This window comes from Rhodococcus sp. IEGM1428, assembly GCF_050321865.1.
Lineage (GTDB): Bacteria > Actinomycetota > Actinomycetes > Mycobacteriales > Mycobacteriaceae > Rhodococcoides.
This window is the reverse complement of record NZ_JBNQFW010000001.1, coordinates 1240634-1258935: the sequence shown is the minus strand read 5'-3', so window position 1 is coordinate 1258935 and position 18302 is coordinate 1240634. Positions and strand designations below refer to the sequence as shown.

Below are 18302 nucleotides of genomic sequence, written 5' to 3'. Positions count from 1 at the left end.
GTCACTCCCCCTTCGTCGATGGATCGGTCTCGGTGGTGTTCGGCTGTGGTGGCACGGTGGCCGAGGGCGCCGGTGCAGGCTTGTCTCGCACCGTCTCGGCTACTGCTTCGGCTCCGACATCGGGGGTCTCGACATCGGGGTGCCCGTCGTCCGGGTTCGATGCGACCTCGGGAGCAAACATCGCGTGCTCTCGGGCGTAGCGCAGACCGGTGAGAGTGGCTTCGCCTGCGCCACCGGATGATTCGACCGCCTCGGGGCGGTCATCGGGAAATCCGGCGAGAATTCGTTCGGTCTCACGAAACGTGCACAGTGGCGCTCCACGCGTCGGGGTGACCTGGGCACCGGATCGAAGTGCATCGACCAGATCCCGCGCAGACGACGGGGTGCTGTTGTCGAAGAACTCCCAATTGACCATCATCACCGGTGCGTAGTCGCACGCGGCGTTGCATTCGATGTGTTCGAGAGTGATGGTGCCGTCGGCGGTCGTCTCGCCATGCTCGATGTCGAGGTGGTCGCGCAGGGTGTCCATGATGGCGTCGCCGCCCATGACGGCGCAGAGGGTATTGGTGCACACGCCGACGCGGTACGTCCCAGTGGGCTCGCGGCGGTACATCGAATAGAACGTTGCGACGGCAGTGACCTCCGCACCGGTGAGTTCGAGTACGTCGGAACAGAATTCGATTCCTGCGGGGGTGAGGAAGCCGTCCTCGGATTGCACGAGGTGCAACAACGGCAGCAGTGCCGATCTGGCCTGCGGATAGCGCGCGACAACGATGGCGGCGTCGGCGTGCAGCCGGGCGAGCACCTCGGGGGCATACGACGTTCGTGCACCGCGCCCGGCCAGTTGCACCGCCTCGTCCGGGCGGGCTCCGAGTTGAATCAGCACCGGCTCCGAGTGCGGCTGCGCGGTCATCGGTCCACCCCACCCATCACCGGGTCGATACTGGCGACCGCGGCGATGACGTCGGAGATCATGCCGCCCTCGCACATCGCGGCCACTGCCTGCAGATTGGTGAAGGAAGGGTCTCTGAAATGCACTCGGTACGGCCGTGTCCCGCCGTCGCTGACGATGTGGACGCCCAGCTCACCGCGAGGTGACTCCACCGACGACAGCACCTGCCCGGCCGGGACTCGCATCCCCTCGGTCACCAGTTTGAAGTGGTGGATCAGTGATTCCATCGAGGTGTTCATGATGGTGCGCACGTGATCCTGCGAGTTGCCGAGGCCATCGGGTCCCGACACCAGATCGGCAGGCCAGGCGATCTTCTTGTCGTCGATGACGACGGGCCCCGGACGGAGGCGATCGAGGGTCTGTTCGACGATCTTGAGTGACTCCTTCATCTCCTCGACCCGGATCAGATAGCGCCCGTAACAGTCGCTTCCGGTGTCGGTCACCACGTCGAACTCGTAGCTGTCGTATCCGCAGTAGGGATCGGCGCGGCGCAGATCGTAGGGCAGTCCGGTCGATCGAAGCACCGGGCCGGTGACGCCGAGGGCCATGCATCCGGTGAGGTCCAGGTAGCCGACGTTCTCGGTTCTGGCCTTCCAGATCGGGTTGTCGTTGAGCATGAGTTCGAGATCTCGAAGGCGTCCGGGCAGCACCCGGAGAAGCTCGCGCACCTTCTCGATCGCATCGTCCGGGAGATCCTGAGACAGCCCTCCCGGACGGATGTAGGCGTGATTCATCCGGAGCCCGGTGATGGCCTCGAAGACGTCGAGGATCAGTTCTCGCTCACGGAAGCCGAACAGCATCGCTGTTACCGCACCCAATTCCATTCCGCCCGTTGCCAATGCAACCAAGTGGGACGAAATTCGATTCAGCTCCATCAGCATCACCCGGATCACCGTCGCGCGCTCGGGAATGTCGTCGGTGATGTCGAGCAGCTTTTCCACGCCGAGGCAGTACGCCGTCTCGTTGAAGAACGGCGACAGGTAATCCATACGGGTGACGAACGTGACGCCCTGGGTCCAATTGCGATACTCGAGGTTCTTCTCGATTCCGGTGTGCAGGTATCCGATCCCGCATCGAGCCTCGGTGACGGTCTCGCCCTCGATCTCGAGAATCAACCGCAGTACCCCGTGGGTGGACGGGTGTTGCGGACCCATGTTCACCACGATCCGTTCGGTGCCGGACCCGCGCGCCAGTTCGACGACGTCGTCCCAGTCCTGGCCCGATACCGCGTAGATGGTTTCGTCTGTTGCGCTCATCAGTTGTACGACCTGCGCTCGTTCGGGGGCGCGACCCGAGCGCCCTTGTACTCGATGGGAATTCCGCCCAGCGGATAGTCCTTGCGTTGCGGGTGACCGACCCAGTCGTCGGGCATCTCGATACGCGTCAGTGCAGGGTGACCGTCGAACACGATGCCGAAGAAGTCGTAGACCTCGCGTTCGTGCCAGTCGTTGGTGGGATACACCCCGCAGAGCGAGGGCGTGTGCGGATCTGCATCGGGCACGGCGACTTCGAGTCGCAGGCGACGTCCGTGTGTGATGGAGACGAGGTGATAGACCACATGCAATTCGCGGCCGACCTGATCCGGGTAATGCACACCCGATGCGCCCGTACACAACTCGAATCGCAGCTCCTCGTCGTCACGCAGCGTCCGGGCCACCACGGGAACACGCTGCCGCGTGAGATGCAACGTCAACTCGCCCCGATGGATCACCACGCGTTCGACGGCGTCCTCGTACGACACGGCATCGGCTTCGAGAACCGCGGCCAGCCGGTCGACCACTGCATCGAAGTAGCCGCCGTAGGGCCACACGGCGGTGTCGATCGCTGCCACCGGAGGCTGTAGTCGGCCGTAACCGGATGTGTCACCGGTGCCCTGGACACCGAACATCCCGCGGGGTCCGTGCGCGGTCATCGCAGCAGGCCTTTGAGATCGATCGTCGGGGTGGACGACAGCGCCGCGGCTTCGGCTGCCGCGCGCACCTGCTCGCGATTCACGCCGAGCGGCATTTCCTGAATCTTTTTGTGCAGCTCCAGGATTGCGTTGAGCAACATCTCCGGCCGCGGCGGGCAACCCGGCAGATAGATGTCGACGGGAACGATGTGGTCGACGCCTTGGACCACCGCGTAATTGTTGAACATTCCGCCCGAGGACGCGCAGACCCCCATGGCCAGCACCCATTTGGGTTCGGCCATCTGGTCGTACACCTGCCGCAGCACCGGACCCATCTTCTGGCTGACGCGCCCCGCCACGATCATCAGATCCGCTTGGCGCGGAGACGCGCGAAACGCTTCCATACCGAATCGGGCGAGGTCGAACCGACCGGACGTAGTGGCCATCATTTCGATCGCGCAGCACGCGAGACCGAATGTGGCCGGCCACAGCGAACCCTTACGGGCATATCCGGCCAACCCTTCGACGGTGGTCAGCAGAAATCCACTGGGTAGCTTCTCTTCGAGTCCCATCGATCACGCTCTTTCGCTTTCGCAGAATTGAGAACAAGCACCGTTCTTCGTCGAATCAGTCCCAACCGAGTCCGCCTCGCCGCCACTCGTAGACGTAGGCGACCGACACGTTGACGACGAACAGCGCCATGGCGACGAGCCCGAATGCTCCCAACACGTCGAGGTGGACCGCCCACGGATAGAGGAAAACGATCTCGATGTCGAAGATGATGAACAGCATCGCGGTCAGGTAGAACTTCACCGGAAATCGTTGGCCCGTAGGCGCATGCATCGTCGGCTCGATACCGCATTCGTAGGCGTCGAATTTGGCGCGGTTGTATCGCGCGGGCCCCACCATGGTGCCGACCATCACCGAGAACACCGCGAAAGCGATCGCAATGACACCGAGAACGAGAATCGGAACGTAGGCGTTCATTCGGGCATCCGCTCCCTCGATCGACGTCCGCGCCGACGCGAGGTAAATGCGACGACCGTACCAATGTGACCTGAAACACACAGTATGGGTTCGGTACGGATCTCGCGGGATTTCGAGCAGTCGAGTTTCGTAAACCGTTGACGCGCATGGGTCACCCGCCCTCGGACCCCCTTCTTCGATGTGATCCATATCACTCTGCCGCCACATGCGGTCCATGCAGCGGATGACGACCAATCTCCGAACATTTCCGGCCGCCCGACCCGGGCTGCCGACATCACGAAGGAGACACGATGAAGTCGATTTCCATCTCAGCGCTCGCCGCGGAGGGACTCGGCACTGCCCTGCTGGTCATTTTCGGTGTCGGCACTGCCGTCATCGCCGGAGACACCGTCGGGACCCCTGGCATCGCACTGGCGTTCGGGCTCACCTTGCTCGCCCTCGTCTACGCGATCGGCCCGATCTCCGGCTGCCACATCAACCCGGCCGTGACGATCGGAGCCCTGATAGCTCGCGCCATCACCCCGATCAAGGCTGTGTTCTACATCGCCGCCCAGGCGGTCGGTGCAGTGATCGGCGCGCTGATCGTGCTGGTGGTCGCGTCCGGCCGTCCCGGATACGACATGTCGTCGGACGGTCTGGGCACCAATGGATTCGGCACCTCCTCGCCCGGAGAATACGGGCTGGTGTCGGTAGCGGTGTTCGAGACGATCGCGACCGGCCTACTCGTCCTCGTCGTACTGGCCACCACGGCCCCCACCGTTCACCCCGTCGTGGCGGCCGGCATCCCGATCGGCCTGACCCTGACCGTGGTCCACCTGCTTGGCATCGGAATCGATTCGACCTCGGTCAACCCTGCTCGGTCCTTCGGCCCAGCCCTCGTCGCCGGCGGTCCTGCCCTGTCACAACTGTGGGTGTTCGTGGTGTTTCCCGTGCTCGGAGCGGTCATAGCCGGCTCGATCCACCGGTTCGCGCTGACGGTGCCCGCATCGGAAAAGTCGGTCTGACCTACCGCGATCGAGAGACCGGGGCGTCGACGCGTACCGAGTGCTGCCTCAGCAGATCGACCACTGCCCGTCCCAGCCGGATCGGATCCAAGGGGTGGGGAACGGCGGCCTCGGCGCGTGACCAGTCTGCCAACCACCTGTCGTCGGGGCGTCCGATGAGAACCAGCACCGGCGGGCACGGGTCGATCTCGTCCTTGAGCTGCTTCGCCAGGCCGAGGCCCCCGACGGGCGAGGACTCACCGTCGAGGACGGCCAAGTCGACTCCGCCCGCATCCAAGTGCTCGATGACGACGGCCGCCGTAGCGACGTCCACGTAGTCGATCTCGCCGAGCTCCGGATCCGGTCGAGTTCCCACTGCAGACTTCACCTGAGCGCGAGTCTCGGCGTTGCTGCTGTAGACGAGCACCCGCACACGAGCTGGTCGATCAGTGGCGTCGGACACACCGGCGATGCTACCGCGCGGCCGACGAGGAGGGGCCGAAACAGCCAGGGCGGAAGTGCATTCGACGTTCACAGTGTCGATCAGGATGCGATGGTGACGACCACCGCGGCGGGATTTTCCGTGGTGGTCACCGTGAACTCGGGTCGATCGGTACCCACACCGATGAACGACTGCGAGATTCCGCCGGGATCGGCCAGAAAGTCGACCGAGACCACGGCGGAACCTGCATCGTTGCGAATTCGTTCCGGCCCGGCATAAGCCGCCACGCTGTCATCGGATTCCGTCGACGTGCCCGACAGGTCGACCTGCACTATCGATTTCCCTGGCACCGCGACGGGTTCACTCGTGCCGTACCGCACCGCCTCGTCGACGTACCTCACGGTGTACGACACCGGACCGTTGCCTTCCAGCCGATATTCGACGGCCGAAGCCCCAACGAACACGACATCGGTGACACCGACCGGCGACATTCCCGGGTAACGGGCACCTTCGAGACTCGGAGGAAGCTCGTCGACGTAGGGAATCACGGCCGTTGGCGCTGCGGTGGGACCCGGAACAGCGAACGGATCTCCGACCACCAGGGAACCCGTGATCGTGGTGTAGTTCGTGCTTGCCGAGACCTCGTTCACTCGAGGTGTCACGTCACCGCCGGAGCAGCCCGCAAGGAGGGCGACCAGCAGTGAGCAGGCCGCCGAGGACGCGGCCGGCTCGCTGCGGTGACCTTCGTGCATCGACGTACCGTACCGAAGAAACCGTTCGGTTCGGTAGTGGTGCTTCGACGCGATTCGGTCACGATCGCGCCGACGGTCGATCCTGCTAGCGTCGGAGCATGGAGCCGAAAAGCTATTCGTCCGGTGAGCGTGTGTTCGGTCCTCCCAACGGGACGTTCGACGCAGATTGGGCTGCGACAGCACTGCGGTCCAACCGCCCCGAATTGGATCATCCCACCTCGGTTCGGCTCGTCGAACAGGCCTGGGAGCTCCTTCGGTCACAGGGACTTCGCGGCGAAGGTCTCACCCGGGCACTCGACCTGGAGCCCGAACTGGCCGCCGCGGTCTCTGCGGTCGCCACCGAGACCGCAGAGCTCTACCTCGACCCCCGGTAGCCGCCCGGTCAGGTTCTGTGGAGCCGATGCCGCACCAGGGAGAACATCAGACCGCCGAGGATCGTCAGCATCAGCATGCTCAGAATCCACTGTGCCGGCTCGTGTTGCCACAGCACGTCCTGTTGCGCGGAGGGGACGTGTGACCGGACGTCGACCGTCGATGCCCCCGCCGCGAACCCCCACCGCGCGGGCAGCAGCCACGACAGTTGATCGAGCACGATGCGTCCGGTCACCGGAATCAAGCCACCGCACAGTACGAGTTGCGCCATCACCGTGACCACCATCATCGGCATGACCTGCTCTGCGGATTTCGCCATCGCCGACAACGCCAGTCCGAGTATCGCCGAACACGCAGTGGTGGCTGCGATCACGAGCGTCAATTCGATTGCGCCACTGTGCACGAAAGAACCGGGCAGTAGCGACGCGGATTCGGGACGCCCCTTACCCAGCAGTACCAGTGACACCAGGACCAGCGCCTGTATCACCGCCACCACGCCGAACACCGCCGTCTTCGCCACCAGGTAGGCGCCGGGGTCGAGGCCTGCCGCACGCTCGCGCCGAAATATGGTGCGCTCGCCCACCAGATCACGCGCCGACAGCGACAGTCCCATGAAGCAGGCACCCACGATCAGCAACACCATGATCTGCACGGGTTCGGTCGGCGCGTCCTGACCCGCTGCTCCGAACCCGCTGCTGCCCGGAACGACCAGCGCCAGCACACCGAGCAGCACCGGCAGCACGGTCAAGAAGAGAAAGTAACCGCGATCCGCGGCGATGAGACGCAACTGTCGACGGGCAACGGTATCGAGTTGTCGACGGAAGGTCGTCGGGGAGCCAGTCCGGTCCGCGTCCACCGATCCGGTTCTCGGTGCGGACGGCGGCTGCGGACGGCGCGGTCGCCGCGCTCTGTACGCGTCGAACACCGAATCCGGATCTGCGGCGACCGCAGCGAACGCGTCGGCCCAGTCCGCAGTACCCAGAGCCTCTCCCACCTCCCCAGCCGGACCGCGATAGGCCGTCTTCCCACCTGGCGCGAGAAGCAATACCTGGTCGCACATATCGAGGTACGTCACCGAGTGAGTCACGACGATCACGACGCGCCCGGCGTCGGCCAACTGTCGCAGCATCGCCATGACCTGACGATCGAGAGCTGGATCGAGACCGGACGTCGGTTCGTCGAGGATGAGCAGTGATGGGCCGGTGAGCAATTCGAGCGCAACCGATGCGCGTTTCCTCTGCCCACCGGACAGGGCGTCGATTCGGGTGTCCGCATGCTCGGTCAGAGACAGCTCGGCGAGGACACCCGCGACGACAGCGGCCCGGTCCGATGCCGTGGTGTCGGGTGGGAGGCGAAGCTCGGCCGCGTAGGTGAGCGCCTGCGTCACGGTCAGTTGTCGGTGCAGCACATCGTCCTGTGGAACCATGCCGATGCGTCCGCGAAGGGCCGGGTACTCCGCATGTACGTCGTGACCGTCGAACATCACCGAGCCGGTGGTCGGCGCGATCACACCGGAAACGACCGTGGACAGCGTCGACTTGCCTGCGCCGGACGGTCCGATCAACGCGGTCAGCGTTCCGTGTGCAGCGTCGAGGTCGACCTCGGTCAGGAGCGTCGTGTTGCTCCCCACGACCAGTCCGACTGCGTGCACAACGAGACCGTCACCTGTCGTTTCGGCCGTCCTGGGCACGATGGCTCGGTCGACGACGAGAAAATCCACGTTCCCGATCGTGAACACCTGCCCGTCGAGCAGCTGCGTCGAGGTGACGCGGTGCCCGCCGACGTACGTGCCGTTCATGCTGCCGAGATCCTCGAGACACAATCCGTCCTGCCCCGCCGACACCCTGGCGTGCCTGCGCGAGACGAGAACGTCGGACACCACGACGTCGTTGTCGTCGGTGCGGCCGAGGGTCACGCCGGTCATCGGAACCGTGATCGGCACGTTGGGTCGAGCGAGAACGTACGCCGTCGAATCCAGCGGTTCGGTATTCGGGACGATGGTCAGCAGAGGGCCCGATCGCGGGTCACCGAGGCGTACGTCGACGGGGGCGAACACCGCGAGGGCATCGGAGATCGGCGAACCGTCGACGAAGGTTCCGTTGGCACTCCCGGTGTCTCGGATCGTCCACCGACCGCGCCACACCAGCTCGGCATGATGTCTCGAGACGAGCGGGTCGTGCACCGGCAGCAGATGACCGTCGTCTCGGCCGATAGTCACCGGAACTGCACCGTCGAACGTTCGGTGCACCGACCCGAAGCGCACCGTCACCGACGGAATCCCCCGACTGTCCATGGGCGGATCCTAGTTCGGCCCGAAGAACTGCTCGACGACGAACCCGGCGACGAGCACCGCCGTTCCGCCGATCTCGCCGACGATCAGCGCGTACATGAACACGTGCGTTCCGGGAACAGGCTGGACGAATTGGTTCTCGGTGTCCCGGCGGACTCCGTGCACGGTGTACCCGGCGATCGCACCCACGAAGAACAGCAACACCACCGATGCGGCGGTCAGATCGACCGGAACCGGCCAGGCACTGAAGTGCGCCAGAACTGCCAGCACCAGCGCGGCGAACGAGTACATCAGCGCCGCTCGATGGGCGATGTCGACGTATCGATGCGCCGTCCCGTCCGCCGAGGTCGACATCTGGCGATATTTCAGCACCCCCAACCCCAGAGCCCACAGCAACAGAAGACCGGCCGCGAGGACGATCACCTTCGTATCCAGCTCCAACTGCATCTTCGGCTCCCCCACTCGATTACGCGCCGAAGGTAGCACCGTCGCCTGCTTTGTTACCGTTCGGCAATGCCTGTCGATCCCGGACTGTCCCAGCGCGCGCACGGAGTCAGATTCGAGTGGGGTCTCTCGGGGGCCGATGCCATCGTCGACGGGGCGGACATCGCCGTGATCGTCGACGTCCTGTCGTTCACGACGACGCTGACGGTGGCGATGGATGCCGGTATCGACGTGATTCCGTGCCGATGGCGCGACGACCGAGCTTCGCAGCTGGCCGAAGAGTTCGACGCAGTCCTCGCCGTCGGCCGTTCGGCAGGCTCACCGGGCCGGATCAGCCTGTGCCCGGCCAGTATCCGAAACACTCCACCACCCGCCCGTCTGGTGTTGCCCTCGCCCAACGGCTCCACCATCGCACACGAACTCCCGAGCCGGGCCGGGCTGTGCATAGGCGCATCGTTGAGAAATGCCGCGGCGGTCGCGGCGTGGATACGTGCCGAGAACCCGACCGCCGTGATTGCCGTCATAGCGTCCGGTGAACGGTGGCCCGACGCATCACTTCGTCCCGCAGTCGAGGACCTGTGGGGTGCGGGTGCGGTCATCGCCGAACTTCTCGATTCCGGAGCAGCCGACGCGTCTGCGGAGGCGGTGGCGGCAGCAGCGGCGTGGCGGGCCGTGAAGCAGAGCGTGGCCTCCGAGCTGCTGCGATGCGCGTCCGGACAGGAACTGAACGCGATGGGGCATCCCGAAGACGTGGTGATCGCCGCCGAGACCGGCTCGAGTGGCTGCGTTCCGATTCTGCGCGACGGAATGTTCGTCGACGCAACTCGTCGACGGACGATCGCGGGATCGACAGAGGGCTGAAACGCCGAACCGACACGGCCGATCATGTCCGATATTTGGATCGGGACCCCTGATCACGGATCATACGGTGGTGAGTACGGAACGAGTCGCCCCGAAGACCACCGTCGTTGTACCGACGTACAACGAGCGCGAGAACCTCCCCAAGCTCGTCGAGTTGCTCGCCGGGTTGAAGGTGGAAGGGCTCGGCGTGCTGGTCGTCGACGACAATTCACCCGACGGTACCGGCGACATCGCCGACAAACTGGCCATCGACGGCCCTCTCGACATCAGTGTTCTCCATCGCACCGAGAAGAACGGACTCGGCCGCGCATACGTCGCGGGCATGACGCGGGCTCTCGACGAAGGCGCGGACATCGTGATCCAGATGGATGCCGATCTCTCGCACCCCACCGAGGTGATCCCGGCGATGATCGACAAGCTGAACACCACCGATGCGGCCGTGGTTCTCGGATCGCGATACGTTCCCGGCGGTGCCGTTGCCGCAGATTGGCCCTGGCACCGCAAAGCGCTCTCGGCATGGGCGAACTTCTACGTCAACACGATCCTGCGACTCGGCGTCAAGGACGCGACAGCAGGATTCAAAGCATGGCACGCGCGCACCCTGCGCACCATCGATGTGGCGTCGGTCGAGAGCAACGGGTACGCGTTCCAGGTCGAGATGAACTACCGGACCGTCAAGCACGGCCTCACTCTCGCCGAGGTGCCGATCACGTTCGAGGAGCGTAGCGAGGGCGAATCCAAGATGAGCCTGTCGGTCCAGCTCGAATCCGCCTTGGTGCCCTGGAAGTTGTTGCTGGGCAAGAAGAAGCTGTAACCGGCGCACCGGCCGCCATCGCGGCGTGAAGCGTCGGAATCCGCCTTCGGCCCCGATGACCTGACCGGTGATCGAACCCGAATCGGGCGAGAGCAACATCGCCACGACGGCTGCGGCCTCCTCCGGTGAGTTCCACCGACCGCGCGGCATGTGACGCTCTACGAATTCGTTCAGATCTGGGCTGGCCCAGCCGGTATCGGTGGGACCCGGATTGATCGTGTTGACCGTGATGCCTCGCTCGATCACCGCATCGGCCAGGGTTGGGGTGATCGACGCGATGGCACCCTTGCTCACCGCGTAGGGAATCTCTGTCGGCATGGGCCCCAGGTCCTGGCCAGAGGTGAACAGTACGACGCGACCACCGTCGGGATGATCGACGTAGCGCCGCGCGAATTCCTGCACCAGAAGCAGAGACGCTCGCACATTCACCGCCCACGTCCGGTCGAGCGACTCCGCCGTCATCGAACCCAGATCACCCAGCTGCGACCGCGCGTGGTTGACCACCAGAGAATCGATGCTGCCGAGCGTGGATTCAGCCGCGTCGAACAGGGTTGCCGGTGCCGCCGGATGGACGAAATCGATGTCGAGGTGGCCGAGCCTGTCGGTGGCAGTGGACAACTCGGCCAACACCTTCTGCGCTCCCGGTGTACCGGCTCCCCAGGGTTCGGTGACGTCGTAGCTGTCGCACGAGTGCGCAAAGACGCGGGTGCTCTCGCCTTTCAACAGCCGGCGGGTGATGGCGAAACCGATTCCCTCCCGCCGACCGACGCCGGTGACGAGGACTGTTCTGCCACGTGCCTGCGCGTCCGAGGTCATGCCGCGTCCTTGACCGTCGCGGCGTACACGTCGACGTACTCCTGCCCCGACAGGGTCGCCAGCGCTGCCATCACCTCATCGGTGGTAGCCCGCAGAATGGCTCTACTGTTCTCTCCCCCTGCGTATCTCGTGAAATCCAATGGTTCGCCGACGACCATGCGCACCTTTCCCGGCCGCCACATCCTCGAACCCACCGGGTTGACTCCGAGCGTCCCGTGCATCACCACCGGCACGACGGGCGCTCCGGTCTCGATCGCCACTCTCGCCAGCCCGGTCTTGCCCTTGTACAACCGTCCGTCGGGAGATCGCGTCCCTTCCGGATACACCGCCCACACTTTCCGTTGTCGCAGAATGCTTTTCGCAGCATCGAGCGCTGGAGCAGAAGCATCCGCCCCGCGGCGGTCGACGGGAACCTGACCAGTCGCGCTGTAGAACCAACGAAGCGCCGCGCCCTTGATGCCCCTGCCGGTGAAGTACTCGCTCTTGGCGATGAACGTGACCCGGCGACGAACCAGGAGGACGAGAAAGAACGAGTCGACGACCGTGAGGTGGTTGCCGGCGATGATCACCGGTCCCGTCGTCGGGAGATTGCCTCCACCGACCACCGACGGACGTCCGAGAACTCGGAGAATCGGGCCGATCAACACATATTTGAAGAGCTTATACCACATCGATCGTTCCTCTCGGCTGGACAACCTCTCGGCCGAGAGTAGACAATGTCTACGTGCCAGACAACCTTCGGACGCGGCTGATCGACGCGGGTGTACGCCTACTCGACAGCGAAGGGTTGGAAGGGTTGACCATCAGAGCGGTCACTCGCGAGGCCGGTGTCTCGCACGGCGCTCCCAGACGGTACTTTCCGACGCTGAGCGCACTCGCCGCGGCCGTGGCCCGAGTCGGCCTCGTCGACCTCGGGGCCGCGCTGAGTTCTGCTGCACAACAGTCGGATTCACCCCGAGATGCACTGGATGCGATGGCGCACGCGTACGTGCAATTCGCAGCGCAGCGCCCGGCGATGTTCGCTCTCATCTTTCGACACGACATGCTCGTGGGCTGGGGCGAGAATCTGCGACAACAATCGCGCCCCCTCTTCGAAGCACTCACCTCGACACTCGGCGCCGTCGCGCCGGAGAATCCACAGTTCACAGCGCTGAGACTGTGGACCTCCGTGCACGGAATAGCCGCGCTGCACTCCACCCGAGCATTCGAACCGATCACCGACACCTCGGCAGTGCCGGATCTGATCCGCTGTGCAGTGCGCGACGTGATCGCAGACGCTAGCGGACCAGGGACCTGACCGATGCCGGCAACTGACGAGCGTTCTTGTACGGACCGACCACCGCGGCACCGAACGGACGATCGAGCAGCACGGCGGCGACCTCGCGTACCTCGTCGTTGCCGACGCTGTCGATACGCGAGAGCGTGTCGGTGATGTCGCGGTGATTGCCGTAGTTCAGTTCGCTACGACCGATACGGTTCATCCGGGAACCCGAATCTTCCAGGCCCAGAACCAGTCCGCCGCGCAACGAGCCCTTCGCGCGAGCACACTCCGCATCGGTGATGCCCTCGGCCGCAACCTTGGCCAAGACCTCACGAATCACCGTGGTGACCTCGCCGAGATTCTCCGGCTGGCATCCCGCGTACACCGAGAACGCACCGCTGTCGGCAAACGTGTCCACCGAGGAGTACACCGAGTAAGCCAGTCCGCGCTCTTCCCTGATCTCCTGGAACAGGCGAGAACTGAGCCCACCGCCGACAGCCGAATTGAGCACGGACAACGCCCAGCGATGCCCTTGGTGTCGACCGAACGCCCGCACACCCAGGCACAGATGCGCCTGCTCGCTGTCACGGGTGGTCAGGCTCAACGTGGGAGCGTTGCGCAATCGTGCTGTGCCACCGCGCCTTTCGGCCGGCCGCACACCCTTCTCCAGATGGCCGGAGAATGCGCGGCGCACGAGCGAGACGATCTGCTTGTGATCGACGTTGCCTGCGACCGCCACGACCATGCGCTGCGGGGTGTAGCGGCGAACGTGAAACGAGTGCAGTTGGGAACGGGTCATCGATTCGATGGATTCGACGGAGCCGATGATCGGACGTCCGATGGGGTGATCACCGAACATCGCTTCCAGGAAGGCATCTCCCAGCAGATCCTCGGGATCGTCGTCGCGCATGGAGATCTCTTCGAGAACCACCTGCCGCTCGACGTCCACATCTGCCGATCTACACCGACCGCGAAGCACCACATCGCTGACCAAATCGATGGCGAGTGCCACGTCCTCGTCGAGCACGTGCGCATAGAAACACGTGCTCTCCTTGGAGGTGAATGCGTTCAGCTCTCCACCGACACCATCCATCACCTGGGCGATCTCGAGCGCACTGCGCGTCGGCGTCGACTTGAACAGCAGATGTTCGAGGAAGTGCGCGGCTCCGGCAACACTCGGTTGCTCGTCGCGTGAGCCCACTCCGACCCACACTCCGACCGACGCCGAGCGAACGCCGGGAACGAACTCGGTGACGACCCGAAGCCCGCCGGGCAGAGTCGTGCGTTGCACGCCGGCATCGATGGCGACGTTGTCCGAAACGGCCGAACGGTACGACCCGAGGGGACGTACCGTTCGGCTCGGTTGCTTCTTACTCAGCGCTGACCTCGGCGGGTGCCTCGGGAGCGTCGGCAGGAGCAGCTGCGTTGTCGTCTTCGACGGGAACGAGGCTGATCTTGCCGCGGTTGTCGATATCGGCGATCTCGACGCGCAACTTGGATCCGACGCTCACGACGTCCTCGACCTTGTTGATGCGCTTGCCGTTACCGAGCTTCGAGATGTGCACCAGCCCGTCGCGGCCCGGAAGCAGCGAGACGAATGCACCGAAAGCCGTTGTCTTGACGACGGTTCCGAGGAATCGCTCGCCGACCTTCGGCAGCTGCGGGTTGGCGATGGCGTTGATCATGTCGATCGCAGCCTGTGCGGACGGGCCGTCCGCTGCACCGACGTAGACAGTGCCGTCATCTTCGATCGAGATGTTGGCACCGGTCTGCTCGGTGATGGAGTTGATCATCTTGCCCTTGGGCCCGATGACCTCGCCGATCTTGTCGACCGGCACCTTGATCGCGGTGACGCGAGGTGCGTACGGGCTCATCTCGTCCGGGGTGTCGATGGCCTCGGCCATGACCTCGAGGATCGTCGTGCGAGCATCCTTGGCCTGCGACAGCGCGCCGGCGAGCACCTTGGAGGGGATGCCGTCGAGCTTGGTGTCGAGCTGCAGCGCCGTGACGAAGTCCTTGGTTCCGGCGACCTTGAAGTCCATGTCGCCGAACGCATCCTCGGCACCGAGGATGTCGGTGAGGGCGACGTAACGGGTCTCGCCGTCGACCTCGTCGGACACCAGGCCCATGGCGATACCGGCAACCGGGGCACGCAGCGGCACACCGGCATTGAGCAGCGACAGGGTCGAGGCGCAGACCGAGCCCATCGAGGTCGAGCCGTTGGAGCTCAGTGCCTCGGAGACCTGGCGGATGGCGTACGGGAACTCTGCCTGGCTGGGCAGAACCGGCAGCAGAGCGCGCTCGGCGAGCGCGCCGTGACCGATCTCGCGACGCTTCGGCGAACCGACGCGGCCGGTCTCACCGGTGGAGTACGGCGGGAAGTTGTAATGGTGCATGTAGCGCTTGGACGTCTCGGGCCCGAGCGAATCGACCTGCTGCGCCATCTTGACCATGTCGAGGGTGGTGACGCCCAGGATCTGGGTCTCGCCGCGCTCGAAGAGAGCCGATCCGTGGGTACGCGGGATGATCGCGACCTCGGCGGACAGCGACCGGATGTCGGTGATGCCGCGACCGTCGATACGGAAGTGGTCGGTGAGGATGCGCTGGCGAACCGACTTCTTGGTCAGTGCACGGAATGCGGCACCGATCTCCTTCTCGCGGCCGGCGAAGCTGTCTCCGACCGAGGTGAGAACCTGAGCCTTGACCTCGTCGAGCTTGCTCTCGCGCTCGGCCTTGCCCGCAATGGTCAGCGCCTCGTTCAGCGGGATCTTGGCGGCGTTCTCGACGGCCTCGAAGACGTCCGACTGGTACGCCGGGAAGACCGGGTAGTCGCCGGTGGGCTTGGCGGCCTTGGACGCGAGCTCCTGCTGGGCGGTGCACAGGGCGGCGATGAAGGGCTTCGAAGCCTCGAGGCCCTCGGCGACGACTGCTTCGTTGGGTGCGGTAGCGCCACCCTCGATGAGCTCGATGACGTTCTCGGTGGCCTCGGCTTCGACCATCATGATGGCGACATCTGCGTCGGCACCGGAGCCGGAGACGATGCGGCCCGCGACGACCATGTTGAACACGGCCTTCTCGAGCTGCTCGTTGGTCGGGAAGGCGACCCACTGCTTGTCGATCAGTGCGACGCGAACGCCACCGATCGGGCCGGAGAACGGCAGGCCGGCGATCTGAGTCGAGGCCGATGCCGCGTTGATCGCGACGACGTCGTACAGATCGGCGGGGTTGAGGCTCAGGACGGTGATGACGACCTGGATCTCGTTGCGCAGTCCGTCGACGAACGTCGGACGCAGCGGCCGGTCGATCAGGCGGCAGGTGAGGATGGCGTCGGTGGACGGACGGCCCTCACGGCGGAAGAACGATCCGGGGATCCGGCCCGCGGCGTACATGCGCTCTTCGACGTCGACCGTCAACGGGAAGAAATCGAATCCCTCACGGGGGTGCTTGCCTGCGGTCGTTGCCGACAGCAGCATGGTGTCCTCGTCGAGGTACGCGGCGACTGCGCCCGCGGCCTGCTGTGCGAGTCGTCCGGTCTCGAAACGGATGGTCCGCTTGCCGAACGTGCCGTTGTCGATGATCGCAGTGGCTTCGTAGACGCCTTCTTCGACGTCCAAGGTTGTGGTTTCCGACATGTGTTCTGTTCTCGTCCTCTCGTCTTTGCCGTGCCCGCGTGGACACACCACGAGCCCTCCTGGCTGTGGCGGCATACCTGTGCCGTCCATCTCCGAGATCTCGTCTCGGGACGCGGCTGCGCGGAGGCGGCCATCGATCGAAGCCCACCGGATCTCGTATCCGAAAGGCCACTACCGAAGACCGTCACCACGGCGTGACAGGCATACACGGCGGTGTGCGGATGCCGTGCATCCGCTTTCTCGTGCTGGCGAAACTGTTCGTGCGGTACAAACACAGATAGCCAACGAGGAACAGTCTAAGCACTGCCTCGTTGGCTACTGCACTATTGCTGCGAGTCCGGTGTATACCGGCGCGTCGAACCGTGCATCGGTGACAACCTCGCGTCGATGCGAATTATCGACGCAGACCCAGACGCTCGATGAGCGAGCGGTAGCGGGTGACGTCGACCTTGGCGATGTACTTGAGCAGACGACGACGACGTCCGACCAGCAGCAACAGGCCGCGGCGGGAGTGGTGATCGTGCTTGTGCATCTTGAGGTGCTCGGTCAAGTCGACGATGCGCTTGGTGAGCATTGCAACCTGCGCCTCGGGCGAGCCCGTGTCGGTGGGGTGCAAGCCGTACTCGCCGAGAACGGCCTTCTTCTGTTCGGTGGTCAATGCCACTGGTACTACTCCTGATCAATGACGTCCGCGTGAAAGGAAGCAACGCGTCCCGCCGATCGAACGAGCGGGATCGAAGCCGGTACAGCCGCCGCGGACCGCAGCGAGCACCGAGGGGACAGCCTATCAGGCTGTGCTCGCCGCCAGAATGGAGCGGGCACGATCGGCGTCGCGGCCCATTTCCTCCACGAGCGCGTCCATCGAGTCGAATTTCTCCATTCCGCGCAGCCGCTCGACGAAATCGACCGCCACATGCTGCCCGTACAGGTCGGCCTCACCGTCGAGCACGAACGCCTCGACAGTCCTGGTACGACCCGAGAACGTGGGATTGGTGCCCACCGACACGGCGGCAGGATGTCGCTCCCCCGGCGTGACCGTCCCCATGATCGGACCCGGCCCGAGCACGGTGAACCATGCCGCGTAGACGCCGTCGGCGGGAATGGCCGAGTACATGGGCGGCGCGACATTGGCTGTCGGATAACCCATTTGGCGACCTCGGCCGTCACCGTGCACAACGACACCCTCGACGCGGTGCGGTCGCCCGAGCGCGGCAGTGGCTGCAGCGACGTCACCGGCGTCCACGCACGATCTGATGTACGTCGAGGAGAACGTCACGGCGTGCTCGGCGAGCAGGTTGACTCCGTCGACTGCGAATCCGGACCGTTCGCCGATCTTGCGCAGCATCGGGACGGTACCGAGTGCCTTCTTTCCGTAGGTGAAGTTCTCGCCGACGACCACTTCGGCAACGTGCAGGCGTTCGATCAGGATCTCGTGGACGTATCGCTCGGGGGTGAGTTTCATCAGCTCGGGCGTGAACGGCATGACACAGAACACGTCGATTCCCAGTTCCTCGGCGAGTTCGGCTCGCCTCGTCAGGGTCGTCAACTGAGCAGGATGGCTCCCCGGCCGCACGACTTCCATCGGATGAGGATCGAACGTCATGAGCACGCTGGGAACGCCGCGCTTCTTCGCAGCGGCCACCGCTCGGCCGATCAGTTGCGCGTGTCCGCGATGAACGCCGTCGAAGACGCCGATCGTGAGCACGCACCGACCCCAGTCGGCAGGTACATCGTCGAGACCTCGCCATCTCTGCACACCGCGAAGCCTACGGCCCGACGGCCGCTCGGTCACTCTCGGCCAGGCG

The 18302-nt window shown here is 64.6% G+C and carries 19 protein-coding genes and 1 pseudogene; 5 read left to right on the top strand and 15 right to left on the bottom strand.

Features of this window, described 5'->3' with window-relative positions; genetic code table 11:
- Window position 1: 1 nt before the first annotated feature.
- From nuoE to ACQR3T_RS05865, 5 genes are read right to left on the bottom strand one after another with little or no spacing between them, the layout of a single operon-like run.
- Window positions 2–913, bottom strand: a complete 912-nt coding sequence (nuoE, locus tag ACQR3T_RS05885; protein ID WP_428692751.1) for an NADH-quinone oxidoreductase subunit NuoE — start codon at window positions 911–913, stop codon at window positions 2–4.
- On the bottom strand, window positions 910–2208 hold the full coding sequence (gene nuoD, locus ACQR3T_RS05880; RefSeq protein WP_032377103.1) for an NADH dehydrogenase (quinone) subunit D: 1299 nt from the start codon (window positions 2206–2208) through the stop codon (window positions 910–912). Before nuoD ends, nuoE begins: the two co-directional genes overlap by 4 nt.
- Window positions 2208–2864 carry an NADH-quinone oxidoreductase subunit C gene (locus ACQR3T_RS05875; protein ID WP_428692750.1) on the bottom strand — a complete coding sequence of 219 codons (657 nt, stop codon included), beginning with the start codon at window positions 2862–2864 and terminating at the stop codon, window positions 2208–2210. Before ACQR3T_RS05875 ends, nuoD begins: the two co-directional genes overlap by 1 nt.
- Entirely contained in the window at window positions 2861–3415 is a 555-nt protein-coding gene (locus ACQR3T_RS05870; RefSeq protein WP_037173966.1) for a NuoB/complex I 20 kDa subunit family protein, read from the bottom strand. Before ACQR3T_RS05870 ends, ACQR3T_RS05875 begins: the two co-directional genes overlap by 4 nt.
- A 55-nt stretch (window positions 3416–3470) precedes the next feature.
- Window positions 3471–3830 carry an NADH-quinone oxidoreductase subunit A gene (locus tag ACQR3T_RS05865; protein ID WP_037173967.1) on the bottom strand — a complete coding sequence of 120 codons (360 nt, stop codon included), beginning with the start codon at window positions 3828–3830 and terminating at the stop codon, window positions 3471–3473.
- A 290-nt stretch (window positions 3831–4120) separates the two neighbouring features.
- Between ACQR3T_RS05865 and ACQR3T_RS05860 the strand changes: the two genes are divergently transcribed.
- A complete protein-coding gene (locus ACQR3T_RS05860; RefSeq protein WP_428692749.1) occupies window positions 4121–4834 on the top strand; it encodes an aquaporin in 714 nt (237 codons plus the stop codon).
- Between the two features lies 1 nt (window position 4835).
- Here the strand turns inward: ACQR3T_RS05860 and ACQR3T_RS05855 are convergent, their stop codons facing one another.
- Both ACQR3T_RS05855 and ACQR3T_RS05850 read right to left on the bottom strand, forming a co-directional pair.
- Entirely contained in the window at window positions 4836–5276 is a 441-nt protein-coding gene (locus tag ACQR3T_RS05855) for a response regulator transcription factor (protein ID WP_032378216.1), read from the bottom strand.
- An 80-nt stretch (window positions 5277–5356) separates the two neighbouring features.
- Window positions 5357–6007 carry an AMIN-like domain-containing (lipo)protein gene (locus ACQR3T_RS05850; RefSeq protein ID WP_428692748.1) on the bottom strand — a complete coding sequence of 217 codons (651 nt, stop codon included), beginning with the start codon at window positions 6005–6007 and terminating at the stop codon, window positions 5357–5359.
- A 98-nt stretch (window positions 6008–6105) separates the two neighbouring features.
- On the opposite strand from ACQR3T_RS05850, the gene ACQR3T_RS05845 reads away from it, so the two are divergent.
- Window positions 6106–6381, top strand: coding sequence for a hypothetical protein (locus ACQR3T_RS05845; protein ID WP_032377097.1), 276 nt, complete (start codon window positions 6106–6108; stop codon window positions 6379–6381).
- Window positions 6382–6389: 8 nt separating this feature from the next.
- Here ACQR3T_RS05845 and ACQR3T_RS05840 read toward each other — a convergent pair whose 3' ends face one another.
- A complete protein-coding gene (locus ACQR3T_RS05840) occupies window positions 6390–8672 on the bottom strand; it encodes an FHA domain-containing protein (protein ID WP_428692747.1) in 2283 nt (760 codons plus the stop codon).
- 9 nt (window positions 8673–8681) lie between these two features.
- Window positions 8682–9116 (bottom strand): hypothetical protein, encoded by a 435-nt coding sequence (locus ACQR3T_RS05835; RefSeq protein ID WP_032377095.1) that lies wholly within the window; start codon window positions 9114–9116, stop codon window positions 8682–8684.
- A 66-nt stretch (window positions 9117–9182) separates the two neighbouring features.
- On the opposite strand from ACQR3T_RS05835, the gene ACQR3T_RS05830 reads away from it, so the two are divergent.
- Both ACQR3T_RS05830 and ACQR3T_RS05825 read left to right on the top strand, forming a co-directional pair.
- Entirely contained in the window at window positions 9183–9974 is a 792-nt protein-coding gene (locus tag ACQR3T_RS05830; protein ID WP_428692746.1) for a 2-phosphosulfolactate phosphatase, read from the top strand.
- Window positions 9975–10044: 70 nt separating this feature from the next.
- A complete protein-coding gene (locus tag ACQR3T_RS05825) occupies window positions 10045–10788 on the top strand; it encodes a polyprenol monophosphomannose synthase (protein ID WP_032403616.1) in 744 nt (247 codons plus the stop codon).
- 90 nt (window positions 10789–10878) lie between these two features.
- Here ACQR3T_RS05825 and ACQR3T_RS05820 read toward each other — a convergent pair.
- A pseudogene (locus tag ACQR3T_RS05820) lies at window positions 10879–11604 on the bottom strand (SDR family oxidoreductase); the annotation flags it as partial.
- Window positions 11601–12275 (bottom strand): lysophospholipid acyltransferase family protein, encoded by a 675-nt coding sequence (locus tag ACQR3T_RS05815; RefSeq protein WP_428692745.1) that lies wholly within the window; start codon window positions 12273–12275, stop codon window positions 11601–11603. The gene ACQR3T_RS05815 and the pseudogene ACQR3T_RS05820, both read right to left, overlap by 4 nt.
- 53 nt (window positions 12276–12328) lie before the next feature.
- Between ACQR3T_RS05815 and ACQR3T_RS05810 the strand changes: the two genes are divergently transcribed.
- The gene (locus tag ACQR3T_RS05810) at window positions 12329–12901 is read left to right on the top strand and encodes a TetR/AcrR family transcriptional regulator (protein ID WP_428692744.1); all 573 of its coding nucleotides are present in this window, start codon (window positions 12329–12331) and stop codon (window positions 12899–12901) included.
- Here the strand turns inward: ACQR3T_RS05810 and ACQR3T_RS05805 are convergent.
- The 4 genes from ACQR3T_RS05805 to ACQR3T_RS05790 all read right to left on the bottom strand — a co-directional run bounded on the left by ACQR3T_RS05805 (window position 12882) and on the right by ACQR3T_RS05790 (window position 18253).
- On the bottom strand, window positions 12882–14168 hold the full coding sequence (locus tag ACQR3T_RS05805; protein WP_428693069.1) for a M16 family metallopeptidase: 1287 nt from the start codon (window positions 14166–14168) through the stop codon (window positions 12882–12884). The genes ACQR3T_RS05810 and ACQR3T_RS05805 overlap by 20 nt on opposite strands.
- 67 nt (window positions 14169–14235) lie before the next feature.
- Window positions 14236–16497 carry a polyribonucleotide nucleotidyltransferase gene (locus tag ACQR3T_RS05800; RefSeq protein WP_032377091.1) on the bottom strand — a complete coding sequence of 754 codons (2262 nt, stop codon included), beginning with the start codon at window positions 16495–16497 and terminating at the stop codon, window positions 14236–14238.
- A 394-nt stretch (window positions 16498–16891) separates the two neighbouring features.
- Complete coding sequence (gene rpsO, locus ACQR3T_RS05795) at window positions 16892–17161, bottom strand: 30S ribosomal protein S15 (RefSeq protein WP_027496764.1); 270 nt, start codon at window positions 17159–17161, stop codon at window positions 16892–16894.
- A 123-nt stretch (window positions 17162–17284) separates the two neighbouring features.
- Window positions 17285–18253, bottom strand: a complete 969-nt coding sequence (locus ACQR3T_RS05790; protein ID WP_428692743.1) for a bifunctional riboflavin kinase/FAD synthetase — start codon at window positions 18251–18253, stop codon at window positions 17285–17287.
- Window positions 18254–18302: the final 49 nt, after the last annotated feature.